Annotated in this window: 17 protein-coding genes; 10 read left to right on the top strand and 7 right to left on the bottom strand. The window is 70.3% G+C overall.

Annotated features, from left to right (window positions below; translation table 11 throughout):
- Positions 1-135 precede the first annotated feature (135 nt).
- The 5 genes from VHA73_08385 to VHA73_08405 are packed head-to-tail and all read left to right on the top strand — an operon-like array spanning position 136 to position 2,630.
- Positions 136-630 carry a DUF4193 family protein gene (locus VHA73_08385; protein HVX18038.1) on the top strand — a complete coding sequence of 165 codons (495 nt, stop codon included), beginning with the start codon at positions 136-138 and terminating at the stop codon, positions 628-630.
- 24 nt (positions 631-654) lie between these two features.
- Positions 655-1,125, top strand: a complete 471-nt coding sequence (locus VHA73_08390) for a universal stress protein (protein HVX18039.1) — start codon at positions 655-657, stop codon at positions 1,123-1,125.
- Positions 1,126-1,175: 50 nt separating this feature from the next.
- Positions 1,176-1,694, top strand: a complete 519-nt coding sequence (locus tag VHA73_08395; GenBank protein ID HVX18040.1) for a hypothetical protein — start codon at positions 1,176-1,178, stop codon at positions 1,692-1,694.
- Positions 1,695-1,710: 16 nt separating this feature from the next.
- Entirely contained in the window at positions 1,711-2,220 is a 510-nt protein-coding gene (locus VHA73_08400) for a GNAT family N-acetyltransferase (protein HVX18041.1), read from the top strand.
- Positions 2,217-2,630, top strand: coding sequence for an NUDIX hydrolase (locus VHA73_08405; protein HVX18042.1), 414 nt, complete (start codon positions 2,217-2,219; stop codon positions 2,628-2,630). Before VHA73_08400 ends, VHA73_08405 begins: the two co-directional genes overlap by 4 nt.
- A 25-nt stretch (positions 2,631-2,655) precedes the next feature.
- Here VHA73_08405 and VHA73_08410 read toward each other — a convergent pair whose 3' ends face one another.
- Both VHA73_08410 and VHA73_08415 read right to left on the bottom strand, forming a co-directional pair.
- On the bottom strand, positions 2,656-3,429 hold the full coding sequence (locus VHA73_08410; GenBank protein HVX18043.1) for a crotonase/enoyl-CoA hydratase family protein: 774 nt from the start codon (positions 3,427-3,429) through the stop codon (positions 2,656-2,658).
- A 32-nt stretch (positions 3,430-3,461) separates the two neighbouring features.
- Positions 3,462-4,946: a hypothetical protein gene (locus VHA73_08415; protein HVX18044.1), complete on the bottom strand. Its 1,485-nt coding sequence runs from the start codon at positions 4,944-4,946 to the stop codon at positions 3,462-3,464.
- 63 nt (positions 4,947-5,009) lie between these two features.
- Between VHA73_08415 and VHA73_08420 the strand changes: the two genes are divergently transcribed.
- The gene (locus VHA73_08420; GenBank protein ID HVX18045.1) at positions 5,010-5,927 is read left to right on the top strand and encodes a 50S ribosomal protein L11 methyltransferase; all 918 of its coding nucleotides are present in this window, start codon (positions 5,010-5,012) and stop codon (positions 5,925-5,927) included.
- On the opposite strand, the gene VHA73_08425 is transcribed toward VHA73_08420, so the two are convergent.
- Positions 5,899-7,137 (bottom strand): cytochrome P450, encoded by a 1,239-nt coding sequence (locus VHA73_08425; protein ID HVX18046.1) that lies wholly within the window; start codon positions 7,135-7,137, stop codon positions 5,899-5,901. The genes VHA73_08420 and VHA73_08425 overlap by 29 nt on opposite strands.
- 103 nt (positions 7,138-7,240) lie before the next feature.
- Positions 7,241-8,809, bottom strand: coding sequence for an aldehyde dehydrogenase family protein (locus VHA73_08430; GenBank protein ID HVX18047.1), 1,569 nt, complete (start codon positions 8,807-8,809; stop codon positions 7,241-7,243).
- A gap of 115 nt (positions 8,810-8,924) precedes the next feature.
- Here VHA73_08430 and VHA73_08435 point away from each other — a divergent pair, with 115 nt between their 5' ends.
- The gene (locus VHA73_08435) at positions 8,925-10,400 is read left to right on the top strand and encodes an NAD-dependent succinate-semialdehyde dehydrogenase (protein ID HVX18048.1); all 1,476 of its coding nucleotides are present in this window, start codon (positions 8,925-8,927) and stop codon (positions 10,398-10,400) included.
- A 95-nt stretch (positions 10,401-10,495) separates the two neighbouring features.
- On the opposite strand, the gene VHA73_08440 is transcribed toward VHA73_08435, so the two are convergent.
- Positions 10,496-11,422: a hypothetical protein gene (locus VHA73_08440; protein ID HVX18049.1), complete on the bottom strand. Its 927-nt coding sequence runs from the start codon at positions 11,420-11,422 to the stop codon at positions 10,496-10,498.
- Between the two features lie 147 nt (positions 11,423-11,569).
- Here VHA73_08440 and VHA73_08445 point away from each other — a divergent pair, with 147 nt between their 5' ends.
- Positions 11,570-14,470 (top strand): AAA family ATPase, encoded by a 2,901-nt coding sequence (locus tag VHA73_08445; GenBank protein ID HVX18050.1) that lies wholly within the window; start codon positions 11,570-11,572, stop codon positions 14,468-14,470.
- 57 nt (positions 14,471-14,527) lie between these two features.
- Here VHA73_08445 and lon read toward each other — a convergent pair whose 3' ends face one another.
- On the bottom strand, positions 14,528-16,912 hold the full coding sequence (gene lon / locus VHA73_08450; GenBank protein HVX18051.1) for an endopeptidase La: 2,385 nt from the start codon (positions 16,910-16,912) through the stop codon (positions 14,528-14,530).
- A gap of 254 nt (positions 16,913-17,166) precedes the next feature.
- On the opposite strand from lon, the gene VHA73_08455 reads away from it, so the two are divergent.
- Together VHA73_08455 and VHA73_08460 are read left to right on the top strand one after the other, a co-directional pair.
- Entirely contained in the window at positions 17,167-17,634 is a 468-nt protein-coding gene (locus VHA73_08455) for a helix-turn-helix transcriptional regulator (GenBank protein ID HVX18052.1), read from the top strand.
- Between the two features lie 10 nt (positions 17,635-17,644).
- Complete coding sequence (locus VHA73_08460; GenBank protein ID HVX18053.1) at positions 17,645-18,055, top strand: VOC family protein; 411 nt, start codon at positions 17,645-17,647, stop codon at positions 18,053-18,055.
- Between the two features lie 434 nt (positions 18,056-18,489).
- Here VHA73_08460 and VHA73_08465 read toward each other — a convergent pair whose 3' ends face one another.
- Positions 18,490-18,897 (bottom strand): hypothetical protein, encoded by a 408-nt coding sequence (locus VHA73_08465; GenBank protein ID HVX18054.1) that lies wholly within the window; start codon positions 18,895-18,897, stop codon positions 18,490-18,492.
- Between the last annotated feature and the right edge of the window lie 93 nt (positions 18,898-18,990).

Here is an 18,990-nt window from a genome sequence, read left to right on the forward strand (position 1 = left end):
CGACCATCACGTCAGGTCGGGCGGATGTGGCGTTGCACGGTGCCCGCGCTTGCGTATGATCCGGCCGCGGACCTGTGCCGCCACCTCTGATCCCCCGAAACGTCACCAGGGCTCAGCCCGAAGACAAAGGACGAAATGGCTGACGACGAACTGAGCGACGACCAGCTCGACGACGAACTCGACGAAGACCTGGACGACGAAGATCTCGACGACCTCGATGAGGAGGACGTCGAGGATCTCGACGACGACGACCTCACGGTCCCAGAGGGTGACGAAGACGACGCTGCCGTCGACGTCGAGGAAGGCGGCGGGGACGAGGACGAGGCGGGCCCGGCGCCCACCACCTCACGTCACCGCGGCTCGGGCGACGAAGACGAAGACGAAGACGACATCGACGCCGACGACGTCGAGGAGGACCTCGACACCATCTTGCGGGATCGGATCGCGGCGACCGACGACGAAGAGGACGACGAGGAGGACGACGCTGGCAGCAGTGACGACCGTGCCGAGGGCACCGGGCGCGTGCAACCGAAGAAGCCCGGCGAGTTCGTGTGCCAATCGTGCTTCTTGGTGAAACACCCCAGTCAGCTCGCTGATGCGAAGTTGCAGTACTGCACGGACTGCGTCTGAGCGCGGTTCCAAAGGAGGGCGAGGGTGACCTACACGACAGTGGTCGTCGGGACGGACGGTTCGGAGACGGCACAGGCAGCGGTGCTGCAAGCCGCCCAGCTGGCGGCGGCGGACCACGGCACGGTGGTGGTGGTCAGTGCCTATGAACCCGCTGCCGAGCCGGCAGCGAACCCTGACCGGCTTCCCGACGACATCAGGTGGATGCTCACCGACGTCGCGCAGGCAGAGGGCCTTGCCGCCAAAGGCCGAGAAGTAGCGCGTGAACAAGGCGCGAGTCGAGTGATCGTTCGCGCGGAGAAGGGGGATCCCGCCACCGCGATCTTGGAGGTGGCCGAGGAGTTCGATGCGGAGCTCATCGTCGTCGGTTCGAAAGGCCTCGGCTCACCGGCGCACTTCCTGCTGGGGAGCGTGGCAAGCCGAGTCGCACACCATGCCCCGTGTGATGTCCTTGTCGTCCAGACCGACCGCCCTGCGGCGGGTTCGCGAGGCAAGTGAGTGGTTCGTCCACTTTTCGCCGGCCTGGGCCATCGGTCATCATTGCGTCTGTGACTGACAACAAGACGCCCGCCGACAGGGCCCTGGACCTGTTCGTCTACGCCCCGCTCGGCTTCCTCCTCGAAGCCCGCGAAGTGCTCCCGAAGCTCGCCGAGCGCGGGCGCGGCCAAGTCGACAACCAGGTCAACATGGCAAGGATGGTCGGCCAGTTCGCGGTCAACACCGGCAAGAGCGAAGCACAGAAGCGCTTCGGCGCCGTGCAGGAGCAGGCGGTGGCCGCTCTCGGCGAGTTGGGCTTGTGGCCGGCACCCGACACCGCGCCTGCCGCCAGCGAAGCCGCCGCTCCGGCCACCCCGGCGCCGTCTGCCGACGGCGCTGCCACCGATGACGACGCTCCCGCCGTCGACACGCTGGCGATCCCCGACTACGACGGACTCGCTGCATCACAGGTGGTGCCACGCCTCGAAGGCCTCGCCGACGGAGAGCTCGAGGCCGTCCGCAGGTACGAGGCCAGCCACCGCGGACGCAAGACGGTCCTCGGCAAGATCGCACAGCTCCAGTCCGCGTGAGCTGACACGCTCGTCGATGGTCACCGAGGGCGCCCGGCCCGGCACCACGGCCGATGTGGCACGTCTGGCCGAACTGGTGGCGGCCAGCCGCGGTGAGCTCGCCCCGGCACGCGGCGGCGAGATGTGGGTGTCGCGCGACGCACCGGCGCCCCCACACGACCAGCGGCTGCGCGATGCCCTCGACGACGCGACCGGCGCCGGAGTGTGGTGCGGCACCCTCGATGACGTGATCGTCGGCCTGGCGGTCGCCAGGATCGAGGTCGGGCGCGACGGCGTGGCGCTGGCGGTCATCGACGAGCTCTACGTCGAGCCCGGCGCACGTGGCATGGGGGTGGGCGAAGCCATGATGGACCTGCTGGTGGCGTGGGCCGGCTCGGCTGGGTGTGCGGGGATCGACGCAGCGGTACTTCCCGGCAACCGCATCGGGAAGAACTTCTTCGAGCGCTACGGGCTGACCGCCCGCGCGATCCGGGTCCACCGCGCCCTGCCCGACAGCTCCGATGACGACGAGCAGGCGACGCCGTGAGCGCGCCGCCCGTGCCGCAGCTCGCCGTCGGCGCGGTGGTTGTCGATGACGAGCGCCTGCTCATGGTGCGCCGGGGTCACGGGCCGGCCGCAGGCGCATGGTCGGTTCCCGGCGGGCGACTCGAAGTCGGCGAGAGCATCGTCGAGGCGGTCGTGCGCGAGCTGGCCGAAGAGACCGGGCTCGAAGGGGTCTGTGGTGCGCTGGTGGGCTGGACCGAGGTGATCGAGCCCACCAGCCACTACGTGATCTTGGACTTCTGGGTCACGCTGTTGGAAGGACGTGACCCGGTGGCCGGGTCCGACGCTGCGGAGGCCCGCTGGGTGCCGCTGGGTGAGATCGCCGGGCTGCAGCTCGTGCCGGGCCTCGCCGAGTTCCTGCACGAGCACGGCGTGCTCGACACGATCGCCTGAGCGAACGGGGCCGGTCCGGGGACGGTCAGCGGCCCTTCCACTCCGGGGCGCGCTTCTCGATGAACGCAGTGAGGCCCTCGCCGATGTCCTCGGTCTGCATCATCCGCATCATGCCTTCGCCCGAGAGCTTCCAGCCGACCTCGTCCGGCTCGTCGGTGGCCGCGAGCACGATCTTGCGGCTCTCCTGCACGGCGAGCGGCGCGTTGGCGGTCACCCGGGCCGCTAGCTCCTTGGCCTTCTCGAGCGCTTCACCTTCCTTGCACAGCACGTTGACCAGGCCGAAGTGCGCGGCCCGCTCGGCCGAGATGGGGTCGCCGGTCAGCGCGGCTTCCATGGCGATGTTGCGCGGGATCTTGCGTGGCAGGCGGAACAGACCGCCGGCGCCGGCGACCAGGGCGCGCTTCACCTCGGGGATCCCGAAGGTGGCGGTGTCGGAGGCGACGACGAGGTCGGTGGACAGCACGATCTCGGTGCCGCCGGCGAGCGCTGGGCCATCGACCGCTGCGATGATCGGCTTGGCCCGCTCCCGCTGGGTGATGCCGCCGAACCCCCCGCGCCTGGTCTGGAGGCCGCCCGCGTTACCGGAGTTGATCTCCTTGAGGTCGGCGCCGGCACAGAAGATGTAGCCCTTCTCGGTGCGTGCGCCGGTGAGGATTCCGATCCAGGCGTTGGCGTCGGCCTCGAGCTTGTCGATCGCCTCTTCGATGCCCGTCGCGACCGCACCGTTCACCGCGTTGCGCGCCTCGGGGCGGTTGATCGTGATGACGGCGATGTGACCTTGCAGTTCGTATTCGACCATGGGTCGGCACCCTACCCGGGGTGCGCGCCCGGTCAGGAAGTCGCCGGGCCCGCCGCCTCGGATGCCGCATCGGCGGGGGCTTCCTCGACAGGGGCTGCCTCGGCCACCGGCGCCTCTGCAGGGGGAGTCTCCTCACTCGATGACGAGCTTCGCGCGCCGCCGTCGAGCGGTGGCGGGGGAGGGATGCGCGGGGCACCGGTGGGAGCGGCGGGGGTACGAGCAGCGGGCGCGCCACCGCCGGCGCGGGAGCGCCCACGGCTCCGCCCCCCAGGGGCTCGCGGGGTTTCGGCCGGTGCGGTCACGCCGAATCGGGCGGCCAGCTCCGGCAGGCGGCTGGCCACCTTGCGGACGACGGTGAGCAGCTCTTCGTTGGGCTGCGCGGGGATCTCCGCGGGTTGCACCTGGCGGCGCACGGGTGAGAACGACAGGGCGTCGAGCAGCGCGGCCCAGCGGTCCTGCGCCACGTCGGTGGTGAGGGCGGCGGTCGCGGACTCGGTCAGCCGGGTCGCGAGATCGGCAGGCAACGGCGCGCCGGCCTTCGGCGGTCGGGAGCTGAGCCGAAGGGCCCGGACGGTCCGGCCTTCGTCGAGCAGCTGGGCCAGGTCGGTCAGCCACCGCTGCTGCTCCTGCTCGAGCCGGTGGTTCAGGCCGTCGCGGAGCTTGTCGGCCAGCGCGCGGGCCCCGGGGTCGCGGGCGTTGTCCTCCGCCGCGACCACGACAGACCGCAAGTCGCGCAAATCGACTTCGTCGAGGCTCTCGACCGCGGCCTCGGCGCGGTCGTGCCACTCTGCGACGCGAAGGCGAGGAACGAGATCCTCCGCCAGCGCCAGGATCGGCCCCGGCTGGACCTCGGGCCGGCCCTCAGTGCGGGCCTGCTCGTTCTGCTTCTCGATCGCCTGGCGGACCGCCGGGATGCCGCCGCGGAGCACCTGCTCGGCGACCGGCTGTTGTTCGGCGGGCAAACCGGCGAGGATCTCCTTGCGGTGCGACCGACCGGGCCGGAGGCGCTTGGCCTTGGGTCGTGCGGGGACCGCCGACGGCTCTGTTTGCGGCCGCCGCTCGCGGCGCGGGCCCTCCCGGCGGTCGCCACGGTCCGTCCGTCGCTCGCCGCGCTCGCGCCGGTCGCCTCGTTCGTCGGGTCGGCGACCTGGGCCGCGCTCACGCCCGTCCTGGCCACGCCGGTCGCCCCGGTCACGATCGGATCCGCGCCGGTCGCGCCCACCGCCGCGCCGCCCGGCGAGCTTGGTCGTCACCAGCGGCTCGTCGTTGCCAGAGCCCAGCAGCTCGAGTCGTTCAGGTTCTTTGCGCTGGCGTGCCGGTCCGGCGTGCAGGGCGAGGATGGCGACACCCTCGATGTCGATGTCGACATCGGCTCGCAGGACCTCGCCCACACTGGCGCCGGCCGGCACCAAGGCGCCCTCGACCACGCCTCGCGGCTGGCGTGCGCCAGCTGCCCGCCAAGTCCAGGTTCCGTCGTCGCGGGAACTGGTGAGCTCGACTTCGATCCTGCGGGACATAGGGTTCTCACCCTACTTCGTGCTGCCGAGCGCTCGAACCGGCCCGATCGCAGGGAACTTCGCATGGAACCCGCACCCGCCACCTTCCCAGGTGTCCCGCGCCGCTGGTGGCAGTTGACCGTCCGCGTGCCCGCCGAGCGTGGCGGATGGGCCACCGATGTCATCTGGCGCCACGGGCCCGCCGCGGTGCGCGAGATGGAACACGACCAGACAGCGGTGGTCCTCGAAGCCGGTTTCGAGGGCGGGGAGGCAGCCGACACCGCCGCACGAGAACTTGGTGCCGCTGGCGCGTGGGTCGACCTCCAGGTGGTGGGCGACGAGCGGTGGCTCGACGAGTGGCGGCGGCACGCGAGGTCGGTGGTGATCGCCGATCGCATCGTGGTGGTGCCGGCGTGGCTGGCCCCGGGCGCCGGCGCGACGACGTTGCAGACCGTACGTCTCGACCCTGGCCGCACGTTCGGGCATGGCGGCCATCCGACCACCGTGCTGGCCGTCGAAGGGATGCTGCCGTACGTCACGACCGCATCGACGGTGCTCGACGTCGGTTCGGGATCCGGCGTGGTGGCCATCGCGGCCCTCGTGTCGGGTGCTGCGGAAGCCACGGCCGTCGACATCGACCCCGACGCCGTCGAGGTGACTCGATCGAATGCGGCGCTGAACCACGTCGAGGATCGCCTGACCGCGATCGTCGGTGGACTCGACCAGGTCGCCGCCCGCTACGACCTCGTCGTCGCCAACATCGGGGCTGGCGCGCTGATCGGGCTCGCCGCCGAGGTCGCACAGCACACCAGATCCGGCGGCCGGGTCGTGCTCGGAGGGTTCCTCGCCGATCGGTGCGCCGAGGTGGAGGGGGCGTACCGGGCCTGTGGCTACTCGGTCCTGCTGGAGCAGCGCGCAGAGGGGTGGGCGGGCCTCGTGCTCGGGCGCCGGCGGCCGAGGCCACGGAGGCTGATCAGGCCAGCGCGACCTCGAGGTGCTTGATCCCGTTGATGAAGCTCGACCGGAGCTGCTCGGGCTCGCCGGTGACGTGGAGGTCCGGGTAGCGGCGGTACAGCTCCTGGAGCATCACCGTGATCTCGCGGCGGGCGAGGTGTGCACCGAGGCAGAAGTGCGGGCCGGGCCCGCCGAAGCCGACGTGCGGGTTGGGGTTGCGCCGCACGTCGAACCGGTCGGGGTCCTCGAACACGGCTTCATCGCGGTTGGCGGAGTTGTAGTACAGCAGGACCTTGTCGCCCTCGTGGTACTGCTGGCCGCCGACCTCGACATCGCCGGTGACCGTGCGGCGCATGTTGATGACCGGTGTGGCGTAGCGAACGATCTCCTCGACCGCCGTGGGCGTGACCTCGTCGAGGTCGTCGAGCCAGATCTTGCGCTGATCCGGATGCTGGTCGAACAGCCACACCCCGTGGGAGATCGCGTTCCGGGTGGTCTCGTTGCCCGCCACGACCAACAAGATGAAGAACGACGCCAGCTCCTCGTGGGTGAGCCGTTCGCCGTCGATCTCCGCGTGGATCAGGGCGGACGTGAGGTCGTCGGTGGGATGCTCCATGCGCTCGGCGGCAAGGCTGACCATGAGCTGGTTCAAGTCGCCGCCCGCTTCCATGAACGCCTGGATGGGGTTCACGTCGTCGGGGACGTACTCGGGATCGCCCATCGACAAGATGATGTTGGAGGCCTCGAAGACCCGCTGGTGCTCGGTGGCAGGGATCCCCATCATGTTGCAGATGAAGACCAGCGGGAGCTTGGCGGATATCTCCTGCACCAGGTCGACGCGGGGTTTCGCGTCGACGCTGTCGAGCACTTGATGGGTGATCGCCACGACGTCGTCCATGGCCCGGGCCAGCATCCGGGGCGTGAACGAGGCCGACACGATCTTGCGCTGCCGGGCGTGCTTGGGGTCGTCCATGTTGATCATGCCGCCGAAGAACTCGAGCATGAACTCCGGCATGTCGATCACCGCGGTGGCGCCTTTGCCCGAGCAGAACAGCTCCGGTCGGCGGCTCATCTCGATCACGTCGGCGTGGCGGCAGATCGCGTAGTAGCCCGGCCCACGCGGCATCCCCTCGAGCTCGGGCTCCTCGAAGAAGGCGGTCGGGCGCTCGCGGCGCAACGTCGCGAACGCGGCGTCACGCTCGGCCCACGGCAGCTCCCAGAACTCGAGCTCGGACAAGTTGATGTCGTCGACCAGCATGCGCCGACTCTACTGACGCCGCCGTCAGGTGGCAGCCGCCACGGCATGCGCCACGCCAGATGCAGCCGACGGTCCGTCCCGCCGGTTCAATGGCGCCGATGCGTCAGGTGTCGGGGTAGCGGTGGTAGTTCGGGAAGTTGCCGTGCAGGCGCTCGTCGGCCGGACCTTCCGTGACCGCGTGCACCAGCAGCTCGCCACCCACAAACGCGCCTTTCCACGACGCCCCGCGACCACCGAACGGCTCTTCGCGGTCGCCACGCGAGCGTGGCTTGTTGACCCCGACCTTGAAAGCTTGCAGCTCGCCGGCCAGGCGTTTGGCCAAGTTGGCGTCGTCGCAGGCGAGGGACGCGACCAGCGCACCGTTCGACGCGTTCATGCCGGCGAGCAACTCGGCCTCGGTGTCGACCACGATGACGGTGTCGACCGGGCCGAAGGGCTCGGCGTGGTACAGCGGCGACGAGCGCGGCGGGTCGAGGATCGCGACCGGTGCCACGTACGACGAGGTGTCCTGGCCCGGCAAGAACCAGCCGTCGGTGAGCTTGCCCCGGTACAGCGGCATGCCGCCCCGATCGATCGCGTCGTCGACTTTGGCGTTGAGGTCCGCTGCCTTGGCGGCGTTGATCACCGGGCCGAAGTCGAGCGCGGGCAGGTCGTCGTCGGGATGGGCCACGGCGAAGGGGTGGCCGAAGCGCAACTCGCCGAGCACCGGCAGGTACATGGCGAGGAACTCGTCGAACAGCTTCCGCTGGACCACGTAGCGGGGATATGCCGTGCAACGCTGCTTGGCGTACGCGAAGCCCTTGCGGAAGTGCGTCGCGAGGGCGTCCCAATCCGTGTATTCCCAGATGCCCCAGGTGTTGAGGCCTTCCTGCTCGAGCATGTGGCGCTTGTTCGTATCGACGAGCTGGGTGGCGATCTGGCCGCCCGTGTCACGCCCGCCGACAAACGCCAGGCAGCCGATCTCGGGCGAGTTGACCAGGACCGGCGACAGCTCCCGTCCCGCCCCGCTCACGAGGCTGAACGGCAGGCCCTCACGTGCGGCCAGGGCGACCGAGAGCGTGAGAGCGCAGACGCCGCCGTCGGTCGGTGACTTGGCGATCACGGCGTTGCCGGCCAGCGCCTGCACCAGCATCGAATGGACCAGGACCGAGAGCGGATAGTTCCACGATGCGATGTTGGACACCGGCCCGGCGAGCGCGCGCCGGTCCTCGAGCATGCTGTCGATCTGGTCGACGTACCAGGCCGCGCCGCTGATGGTGCGATCCACCGAGTCGAGGGCTTGTGCCCACGTCTTGCCGATCTCCCACACCAGCAGCAGGGCAAGCAGCTCGCGGTTGGCCTCCAGTCCGTCGATCGCGGCGCGGACCCGACGCTTGCGCTCGTCGAGCGGGACCGTCGCCCACTCGTCGTGATCGGCGACGCACGCCTGCAGGGCTTCGGCAGCTTCCTGCGCGCTCAGCATCGGCGGACCGACGATGGCCGAGCGGTCGACCGGTGACGCGGCACGTTGGGGTTGGCCGGCGTCGCGCCATTCACCGCCCCAGTAGTTGCGCACCCGGGCGATGTCGAAGGCCTCGGGCGCGGCGGCCCGCGCACGGGCGTAGACGTCGGGCCAGCTGGTGCCGGGCTTGACCAGCAAGACGGGCGACGATGACACGGCTGCGTCGTTCATCGGAGAAGGTTCATCGACACGGGGTGCCCCGTGCAAGGGCCTGACGGGGCGTCAGCCTCCGGTCAGCGACCTTCCGTGGCTACGGTCGACGTTGGAACACGTGAGAGGAGTCGCCATGGCGCGCACAGTGACCGACGAGCGGGAGCAAGCTGCGCTCGATCTGGCGCCCACCGGGCTCTACGTGGCGGGGGAGTGGCGCGCCGCCACGGGCCGGGGCGAGTTCCCCGTGGACGACCCGGCGACCGGTGCCCCGCTCCGGCAAGTGGCCGACGCGACGGCCGACGACGCGACGGCGGCGCTCGACGCGGCAGTTGCGGCGCAGGCCGAGTGGGCCGCCACCGCGCCGCGCGAGCGAAGCGACATCCTCCGCCGGACGTTCGATGCGGTGACCGCCCGCGCCGATGAGCTCGCCTTGTTGATGACCCTCGAGATGGGAAAGCCGATCGACCAGTCGCTCGCTGAGATCAGCTACGGAGCAGAGTTCCTGCGGTGGTTCAGTGAGGAGGCGGTACGCATCGATGGTCGCTACACGGTCGCGCCGGGAGGTTCGGGCCGCTTGTTGGTGATGCACCAGCCGGTGGGGCCGTGCCTTTTCATCACGCCGTGGAACTTTCCGATGGCGATGGCCACCCGCAAGATCGGCCCCGCCATCGCGGCCGGCTGCACGATGGTCGTGAAGCCCGCGCAGCTCACGCCGCTGTCGACCCTTGCGCTCGCTGCGATCTTCGAGGCGTGCGGGCTGCCGCCCGGCGTGCTCAACGTGGTGACGAGCTCGTCGGCCTCGCGGGTGTCCGAGCCGCTGCTGGCCGACCGGCGCCTGCGCAAGTTGTCGTTCACGGGCTCGACCGAGGTCGGCAAAGCGCTGGCCCGCGCCGCGGCAGGCGGGCTGTTGCGGGTCTCGATGGAGCTCGGCGGGAACGCGCCGTTCGTCGTCTTCCCCGACGCCGACCTCGACGCGGCCGTCGACGCCGCCATGGTCGCCAAGATGCGGAACATGGGCGAGGCCTGCACATCGGCAAACCGATTCCACATCCACGAGTCCGTGGCCTCGGCGTTCACGGAGCGCCTCGTCGCACGGTTCAAGGCGCTGCGCGTCGGGCGGGGCACCGAAACCGGTGTCGACGTCGGACCGCTGATCGAGCAGAAGGCCCGCGACAAGGTCGAAGGGCTGGTCCGCGACGCGCTGTCCCGCGGCGCGACGGCCGCGGTGGGCGGCTCCGTGCCCGACGGGCCCGGCTGGTTCTACGAGCCCACCGTCTTGTCGGGCGTCGCACCGGGGTCCGGGGTGCTCACCGAAGAGATCTTCGGGCCGGTCGCGCCGATCGTCACGTTCCGCGCCGACGAGGAAGCGGTCGCCGCAGCCAACGACACCCCCTACGGCCTGGTGGCGTACCTGTTCACCCGCGACATGGAGCGGGCGGTGCGCGTGTCAGAGGCGCTCGAGGTCGGCATGGTCGGCCTGAACCAAGGCCTGGTGTCGAACCCTGCTGCCCCGTTCGGCGGGGTGAAGGAGTCCGGCTACGGCCGCGAAGGCGGCCACGAGGGCATCCACGAGTACCTCAGCCCCAAGTACGTGGCCGTCGCCCTCTGAGGGGCTCGGGCGCGGGTTGCCCTGGCCTGCTGGGCGCCGGCGGGAAGGCGACACCAGGAGGCCAGGGCCGAACGACCCGCCCTCCGTGCAGCAGGTCAGGCGACCGTGAACGGGCGGACCATCCCGAGCATGTAGTGCGGCTTCATCGTCTTGGGGTCGACCACAAAGCACGCCAGCAGGTACGAGCCCGGTTTGAGCTGGGGTGTGAACACTTGGGTCATCCCCGGCGGAATGGCGCCGACGCCCCCGTGCTCGGTGAACGGCGGTGGGCCCTGCAGCTCCGTCTCGAGGGCCTGCTCCACGTCGCTCACCGTCTTGCCCTGGGCTGGAGCCAAGATGGCCAGCTCGTGGGGTTCAGAGCCGTGGTTGACGACGGCCACAGGGTTCGACCAGTCGATGCCCTCGGGCACGTGGAAGGCGAAGTCCGACAAGGTGATCGTCGACGCAGCCTTCGGCGCGGCGGCACCTCCTGAGGTCGAGCTCACAGTGAACTGACCGATCATGCCGTGTGCGTAGTGCGGCTTGCCGTCGGCCGCGGGGAGGGCGCACACGACCATGTACGTCGCACCGGGCTTCAAGTCGACCACGACGCTGGAGCGCTCACCTGGACCCACGGCGTTCGGTCCACCCGCAGGGTCCGCAAGCGGTACGACGGCACCTTCGCCGGCTGGCGACAGCAGTGCCTTGGTGAACTGATCCACCGTCACCCCCGGGTGGAGCACGAAGAGCTGTGCCTGGTGCGGGAGTGCCTTGTCCTTGTTGACGAACGTGACGGTGACGTTGCCGGAGGGGGCGGTGGGCTCCGGGAACGAGTACGCCATGTCGGCGCCGTCGATCTCGAACGTTGCTCGATGCGCGATCTCGGCGGGTGCCGCCCCACTCCCCGAATCACCGCTCCCACCTGTGGTGGTCTCCGCCTTCGAGCTACCTCCGCTGCTGCAGCCGCTGGCGACGAGCCCTGCCACCGCCAACATCGCCACGAACCACAGCGCCCACCGCCCCCGCCGAGATGTTCCGCCCACTCCTCTGACCGCCTTTCGCATCGTCTGTGACCAGCATGGGACCGGACGGACCGGCGCGGTATCCGACGACCTACGTATCCTCGCAACACGGTGAGTGTGCAGAGTGGGTCCACCGCGGCGACAGGGGACAGGTCGAGCCCGACCGACTTGATCGGACGCGACGCCGAGGTCCGTTCGCTCCGGGCGCTGGTCGCGGCGGTCGAGGCGGGCCATCCGGGTATCGCGCTCATCACCGGGCAGGGCGGGATCGGCAAGTCTCGCCTTGCCGGCGAGGTGCTCGCGGAGGCTGCCGCGGCCGGCTTCGCGGTGTTGCGCGGCGCAGGTCACGTGATCGGCCAGCAGCTTGCGTTCGCGCCGGTCACCCAGGCGTTGGCTCCCTTCCTGCACGACCTGACCGCGAGCGAGCGGCTGCACCTGGGAGCCGGGCTGTCACATGTCGGCGCAGTGCTGTCGAGTCTCGGCCTCGAGACGCCGCCACCACTGAACGATCCCCAACTCGAGCGTGCCCGGCTCGTCGACGGGCTCGCACAGCTGTTGTGGCGGATCGCCGAGCGCCAGCCGGTGGCACTCCTGATCGACGATCTCCATCTCGCGGACCGGCCCACGTGGGAGCTGGTCCACCACCTCACCCGGGCGACTCGGGAGGTGCCCCTGCTGGTCGTCGTCGGGGCGCGGCCGGTTCCAGATCCTGGGAGTGCGTCACTGCTCACTGCGACGGCGCTGCTCGAAGGGTTGCAGAGCTCGGAGTGGCACGTGTCGCACTGTGCGCTCGGCCCGCTCGCGCCAACCACGCTGCCGGCCTTCGTCGAGGCGGTGCTGCGGGCACCGGCGCACCCCGCGGTGGTCGAGGCGGCCGTCGCCCGCGGTGGTGCGGTTCCCTTCCTTCTCGAGTCGCTCGTCCGCACGATGGCCGACTTCGGCCAACTCGCCGAGCGAAACGGGCGTTACGAGCTGGCCGGTCCCGTCCCGCCACCCGTGCCCGAGGAAGTCCGGGCTCACTTGCGCGCGCGGCTCGCCACCTTGCCCGACGACGAGGACCTGCTCGTGTCGTTGTTGGCGGTCGCGCCCGAAGGCGTGGCGAGCGCGGTGCTGACGGAGGCTGCTGAGGTCACCCCTGTCGAGCAAGCAGCCGCGGTCGAGCGGCTGTGCCGCCGCTCGCTCGTCGTGGTCGATTCGGGGCCCGGCGCCGTTCGACACCTGGCGCACGATCTGCTGCGTGAGGCGGCCGCGGCCGAACTGGGGCTGGTGGCCACGCGCCGACGCCATCTGGCGCTCGCCCGGGCGCTCGCCGCGGTGGACCCGGACAGTCCGCATCTCGCCGAGCACCAAGTCGGCGCTGGTCCACTGTGCCGCGTCGAAGAAGCGCTGCACGCACGGCGAGCGCTCGCAGCCCGGGAACTTCAGCTCGGCCATCCAGAACAGGCGGTAGCCCACCTCGAGGCCTACCAATCCCGCGCCCGTCACGACCGTCGCCGAGCCGACCCCGACTTGCTGGTCGACCTGGCCGACGCGCGCGAACGCGCGGGTGATCTGCTCGGCGCGGCGCGCGACTTCCGAGCCGCGGCGGCACCGCGCCACATCGGTGAACGAGTTGCCCGCGCGGGCGCCCTGCGGCGCCTCGCGCTCGTCCAGTGGGAACAGGCCGAGTTCGCATCGGCCGAGCGGACCCTCCGCCACGCCATGTCGGTCTTGGCCACCGAAGCCCCCTCGCCGGAGCAAGCGGAAGTCCTGCTGACGCGGGTCTCGTTCGCGTTGCGGCAGGGCGACCGCGAGGAAGTCCGCCGACACGTGCCCGCCCTGTCGTCGCTTTCCAGCGCCGTCCACTCGCCGAGCGTCACGGCGCGGGCGTTGGTGGCCGTCGCAGGCCAGGAGATCGCCGACGGTGAGTACGAAGCGAGCCACGCGACGCTCGACCGGGCGCTGGTCGTCGCGAACGCCGCCGGTGACCCCCTCATCGAGCAGCACGTCCTGGGTCAACAGGGGCTCCTGGCGGCCACCGTGGCCGACGTCGACACCCTCGTCAGGGTGAGCAGGACGAGCCTGGCGTTGGCTCGCCGCGTCGGGGCCCCGCTGCTCGAGCTGCGCCCGCGCGGCCGTCTCGCGCTCGGACTCCTGCTGGGGGGTGAGTGGAGCGAAGCCGTCGACTTGGCGGACGACAGCGTGCGCCTCGCGCGTGAGCTCGAGAGCCGGCGCGCACTGCCGGTGCTCGCAGCCATCTGGGCCATGGTGTTGACCCGTCTCGGAAAGTACGAGGACGCCCAGGCCGCCTTGACCCTGGCGGCTTCCGGCAAAGCCGCGCACGGCGACGATCGCAATGCTGGCGGGTTCGTCGATCTCGCAGAGGCGGAGCTGCTGCTGGCGACCGATCGGGCGGCTGACGCCCCGTCGCTCGGTGGGCGACTGGTGGAGTGGGTGTTCGGCTGGACCCCACTGGTGGCGCTTGCCGTCGCCGCGGATCTGCACCTCGCTCGGGGCGAGGAGGATCCGGCGGCGGTGCTGGCCGGCCGCCTCGAAAACGTCCGTGGCCCGCACCCGTTCGCCGGCCTGACGGCACGGTGGATCCGCGCTCGCCTCGACCCTTCGGGGTGGTCAGCGGATGCGTTTCGCGCCCTCGCCGACGGCTACGAGGCGGCGAAGATGCCGTATGCCGCTGCTCGGTGTCGGCTGTTCGAGGCCGGCGCCACCCACGACAGGGACCCGGTGTCTGCAGCCGCGGCAGGAAAGGCTGCGCTCGCCGGGTTCGAACGGCTGGGTGCGGCAGCCGACGCCGAACGCGCCCGGTCGCTGCTGCGGGAACACGGCGTCGTTCCCTCGCGGGGCAGGGCACGGGTGGAGACCGGAACCGCTCTGACGGTCCGCGAGCTCGAAGTCGTCCGCCTGGTGGCAACGGGCCTCACGAACGCCGAGGTCGCCAAGCGGCTCTTCGTCAGCCCGCGGACGGTGACCACCCACTTGAGCCACATCTACCGACGGCTCGGCATTTCCTCGCGCGTCGCCTTGGTGCACTACGCGACCCGCGAGCGGCTCCTGGATCCCACGCCGGACTGACGCCCTGGCCGCCCCGCAGCCGCGAGATGGGGGAGGCTCGCGACCGCGGGACGGCAGTCAGGCGGCGGTCGACAGCGTGGGGTCGGCATCCACCTGCGCCGCGAGGGCGAGGCGGAGGACGTCGGCCACGTCGTGGACCGGGTGGAAGGTCATGGCGTCGCGAACCTCGCTCGGCAGATCCTCCAAGTCGCCCTCGTTGCGGGCCGGCAGGATCACTTCCGTGAGCCCGGCACGGTGTGCCGCGAGGACCTTCTGCTTGAGCCCGCCGATCGGCAGCACCCGGCCCTGGAGCGTGACCTCACCGGTCATGCCCACTTCGGGTCGAACCGGGCGGCCGCTGAGCAGGCTCGCCAAGGCGGTGGTCATCGTGATGCCCGCCGACGGACCGTCTTTCGGGACGGCACCGGCGGGGAAGTGGATGTGCACCGGCTTGCGGTCCGCACCTTCAGCGAGGCCGATCGCGTCGCGGTGGCTGCGCACGTACGACAGCGCGATCCGAGCCGACTCCCGCATGACGTCACCGAGCTGGCCGGTGACGGTGAGGCCCGGCTCACCGCCGGGCTGGTCGCCGCCGGGCAGCGCGGTGGCTTCGACGAACAACACGTCGCCACCGGCACCGGTGACCGCGAGGCCGGTCGCCACGCCGGGGGTCGCCGTGCGCTCCGCGATCTCCTCGGCGTGGAACCGCGGCCGACCGAGGTAGCTGGTGACCTCGCCCGCGTCGATGGTGACGGTGAGCGACCTGGCGCCGTCGTCGTCACCCTCGACGTCGCTGGCGATGGTCGTGGCGGCCTTGCGGATGACCTTGCCGAGCTGGCGCTCGAGGCCACGCACGCCCGCTTCGCGGGTGTAGCCGTCGACGATGCGGTGCAAAGCCGCGTCGGTGACCTCGACTTCCCCGGGTTTCAGGCCACTTCTGCCGTTGACCCGCGCCAACAGGTGATCGCGGGCGATGGCGACCTTCTCGTCTTCGGTGTAGCCGTCGAGCTGCACGATCTCGAGCCGGTCGAGCAGGGGAGCGGGGATGGTCTCGAGGACGTTGGCCGTCGCGATGAACAACACGTCGGACAAGTCGAGGTCGACTTCGAGGTAATGGTCGCGGAACGAGTGGTTCTGCGCGGGGTCGAGGACCTCGAGCAGGGCGGCAGCAGGGTCGCCGCGCCAGTCGTTGCCGACCTTGTCCAGTTCGTCGAGCAGGAAGACCGGGTTCATGGTCCCGGCCTCGGTGAGGGCCCGGACGATGCGTCCCGGCTGCGCGCCGACGTACGTGCGGCGGTGGCCCCGGATCTCGGCCTCGTCGCGCACGCCACCGAGAGCGACCCGGACGAACTCGCGGCCCAAGGCGCGGGCGATGGACCGCCCGAGGCTGGTCTTGCCGACCCCGGGGGGCCCGACGAGGGCCAAGATGGTGGCCCGTGGTGCTTCGGCCTCCAACTCGCCGGCCCGCTCGCGGCGCAGCTTCCGGACGGCCAGCTCCTCGACGATGCGATCCTTCACGTCGTCGAGGCCGGTGTGGTCGGCATCGAGGATCCCGCGCGCGTGGTGCAGGTCGAGCTGGTCATCGGTGACCACGTTCCACGGCAAGTCGAAGATGGTCTCCAACCACGTGCGGATCCAGCCGTGCTCGACGGCTTGCGGGTTCGTGCGCTCGAGCCGGTCGAGCTCTCGCTCGATGGCCTTGTGGGTGGCTTCCGGCAGTTCGAGGCCGGCCAGCCGCTCGCGGTAACTCGCGGCGTCGCCTTCGCTGTCGTCGTCGCCCAGCTCCTTGCGGATCGCGTCGAGCTGTTGGCGGAGCAGGAAGTCGCGCTGGGTCTTTTCCATCCCGTCGCGGACATCGCTGCTGATCTTCTCGGCCAGCTCGCGTTCCGCCAGGGCCTCTTTGGCCCAATCGGTGACCAGCTCGAGGCGGTCCGTCAGGTCGACGGCTTCCAGCAGCTCGACCTTGCGCTCGATGCTCAGGTCGGGCCACCAGCCTGCCGAATCGGCGAGCGCGCCGGGCTCGTCGACGCCAGCGAGCAGGTCGATCAGGCGCGGGTTGCCGATGCTGTCGAACAGGGCGCGCAGGGTGGCGCGCAGCTCGCCAGCCAGCTCGCGATGGTGCGAGGTGGGTTCGGGGTCGTCGATTGGCGAGGCCTCCAACCAGAGACCGTCGCCGGTGCCGATGACCCCCACGCCGACGCGGGCGCGATGCAGCGCTCGGACGACCACCGCGCGCTGGCCGTTGCGGAGCGTGACCGTGGACTCGATCGACGCGATCACACCGACCGCGGCATAGCGGTCGTCGGTCTTCGGCACCAACAGAAGGTGGCCTCCCTCGCCGGCCGATGCCGCGGCGGCCTTGGCCTCCGCGCTCTCGAGCGCGATGGTGACCACCATCTGGGGGAGCACGACTCCGGTGTGGAGCGGCAGGACGGGATACGTCTGTGTCGTGAGCTCTGCCATGGTCAGGTCGGTCCTCCCGATCTCGCCCGTCCCGCGACGGGGTTATGTCAGGGTAAAGGTGACTGGGGAAAACCCGACCCAACAGGTCGCTATTCCGTCCCGATGGGCCGCGTGACAGGTGCCATGCCCTGACCCGGCAGGGGCGTTGCCGCCGCATCCGCCGGCGGTGCTGCCGGCCCCGGTCCCGCGTGGGTTCATTGTGAGATCCCGCGCAGGGCACCGGCCTCGTGGACGGCACATGGCACGATCGGGGGGTGACCCACCCCGCCCGGGACGAACGTCGCCGGGCACAACTCGTGTGGCTCCGACGCGTGCGCGACCGCATCGACCGCGAGTACGCCCAGCCGCTCGACGTCGAGGCGCTGGCCCGAGGAGCCCACATGTCAGCCGGTCATCTGAGCCGGGAGTTCCGCAAGGCCTACGGCGAGTCCCCGTACTCGTACCTCATGACGAGACGCATCGAGCGGGCGATGGCGCTGCTGCGGGTGGGGGAGCTGAGCGTGACCGACGTGTGCTTCGCCGTGGGCTCCTCGTCGCTCGGCACGTTCAGCACCCGCTTCACCGAGCTCGTCGGGATGTCGCCGAGCGCGTACCGCAACGCCGCGCATGACGGCGAGGGAATCCCGCCCTGCGTCGTGAAGCAGGTCAGCCGCCCGATCCGGGCCCGAGCGACTGCTGGATCGGTCAGGAATCGAGAAGTCTGGCCAGAGGGACGGACGTAGCGTCGGGCGCATGGACATCGCCATCCACTCGAGCATCCTTCCCCACGAAGATCCCGAGGCGTCGCTCGCGTTCTATCGCGACATCCTCCGGTTCGAAGTCCGCCTCGACGTCGGCAGAGGGGCCATGCGCTGGATCACGATCGGCCCGCCCGATCAGCCCGACGTCAACATCGTGCTGTCGCCACCTGCCGTCGACCCGGCCATCACCGACGACGAGCGCCAGATGATCGCCGACATGATGGCGAAGGGCACCTACGCCATGTTGCTGTTGGCCACCAAGGACCTCGATCAGACGTTCGCCGAGATCCAGCGTCACGACGTGGAGATCGTCCAGGAGCCGATCGATCAGCCCTACGGCCTTCGCGACTGCGCGGTGCGGGACCCCGCCGGCAACCTCATCCGCATCCAGCAGACCAGCTGATCGGCTCGGACCGACCCGCCGGCGGAACCGATGTCGCAGGTGGAGCGCTGCGACCGAGCCGTGCCCCGCTGGTCGGCTTCGCCAGCGCAGCGCTGGACGTTCAGCCGTTCCCACCACCGCCGATAATCTACGTTACGTAAAGTTATGCGTGCGGAAGACCGACGGCAGTCCCGGCTGCCGTCCCCGCTCCACCCCCGCGACAACCGGAATCTTGCCAGTGGTCGACGAGGCCCGAGGTGGATCGACCTCTGGCGACCTCGGGCGACCTGATCCCCCTGAGACCCGGCATTCGCGCACTCCTCGCGCAGAAGTGGCGACTATGCAACCACTTCTGCACGAATCGGAACGTTTTGACGGAAAAGCCGGTCGAGTCCCCCGCACCGCTCACCCCTCGCTTGTAACGTCAAGTGACGAAATACATGCTCGGGTGGCGATCAATCGGCGGTCGTGCGGGGCTCGATCCAGGTCGATGCGAGCGGTCGCCCGTTCTCGAGCAGCCAGCGCACGGCGTCGCGATAGTCGGCCTTGGTGGGTGTGCCGGCGAGGTCCCGGTCGACGTCTTCGATCGCCGCCTGCAGGCAGTACAACAGTCCCTGCAGCTCTTCGAGCGCGTCCCGGTCGACGATCACGTCGTCGTCGCCGAGGCCATGGGCGTTGGCGAGCTTGCGGGCCAGGTGGGCTTGTTGGCGACAGCCTTGGCGGCAGTACCGCCGCGGCCGGCCGCGGCCAGCAGGCGTCGGGAGCAGCCGGCCGCACCAACGGCATCGATCCCGACCCGCCGCGCTGCGGGTCGAACCCATGCTGGTGGTGTCCTCCGGTGTCGCCGCGTCGCTTTTCGTCATATGACGAATTGTGCACGCTCCTGCCCCGCAGCCGGCGGATCCCGGCACCAACTTCGGGCCCACCCCCATCGACCAGGAGGTCGCGGACGGGCC

This window comes from Acidimicrobiales bacterium, from assembly GCA_035547835.1.
GTDB lineage: Bacteria > Actinomycetota > Acidimicrobiia > Acidimicrobiales > Iamiaceae > DASZTW01.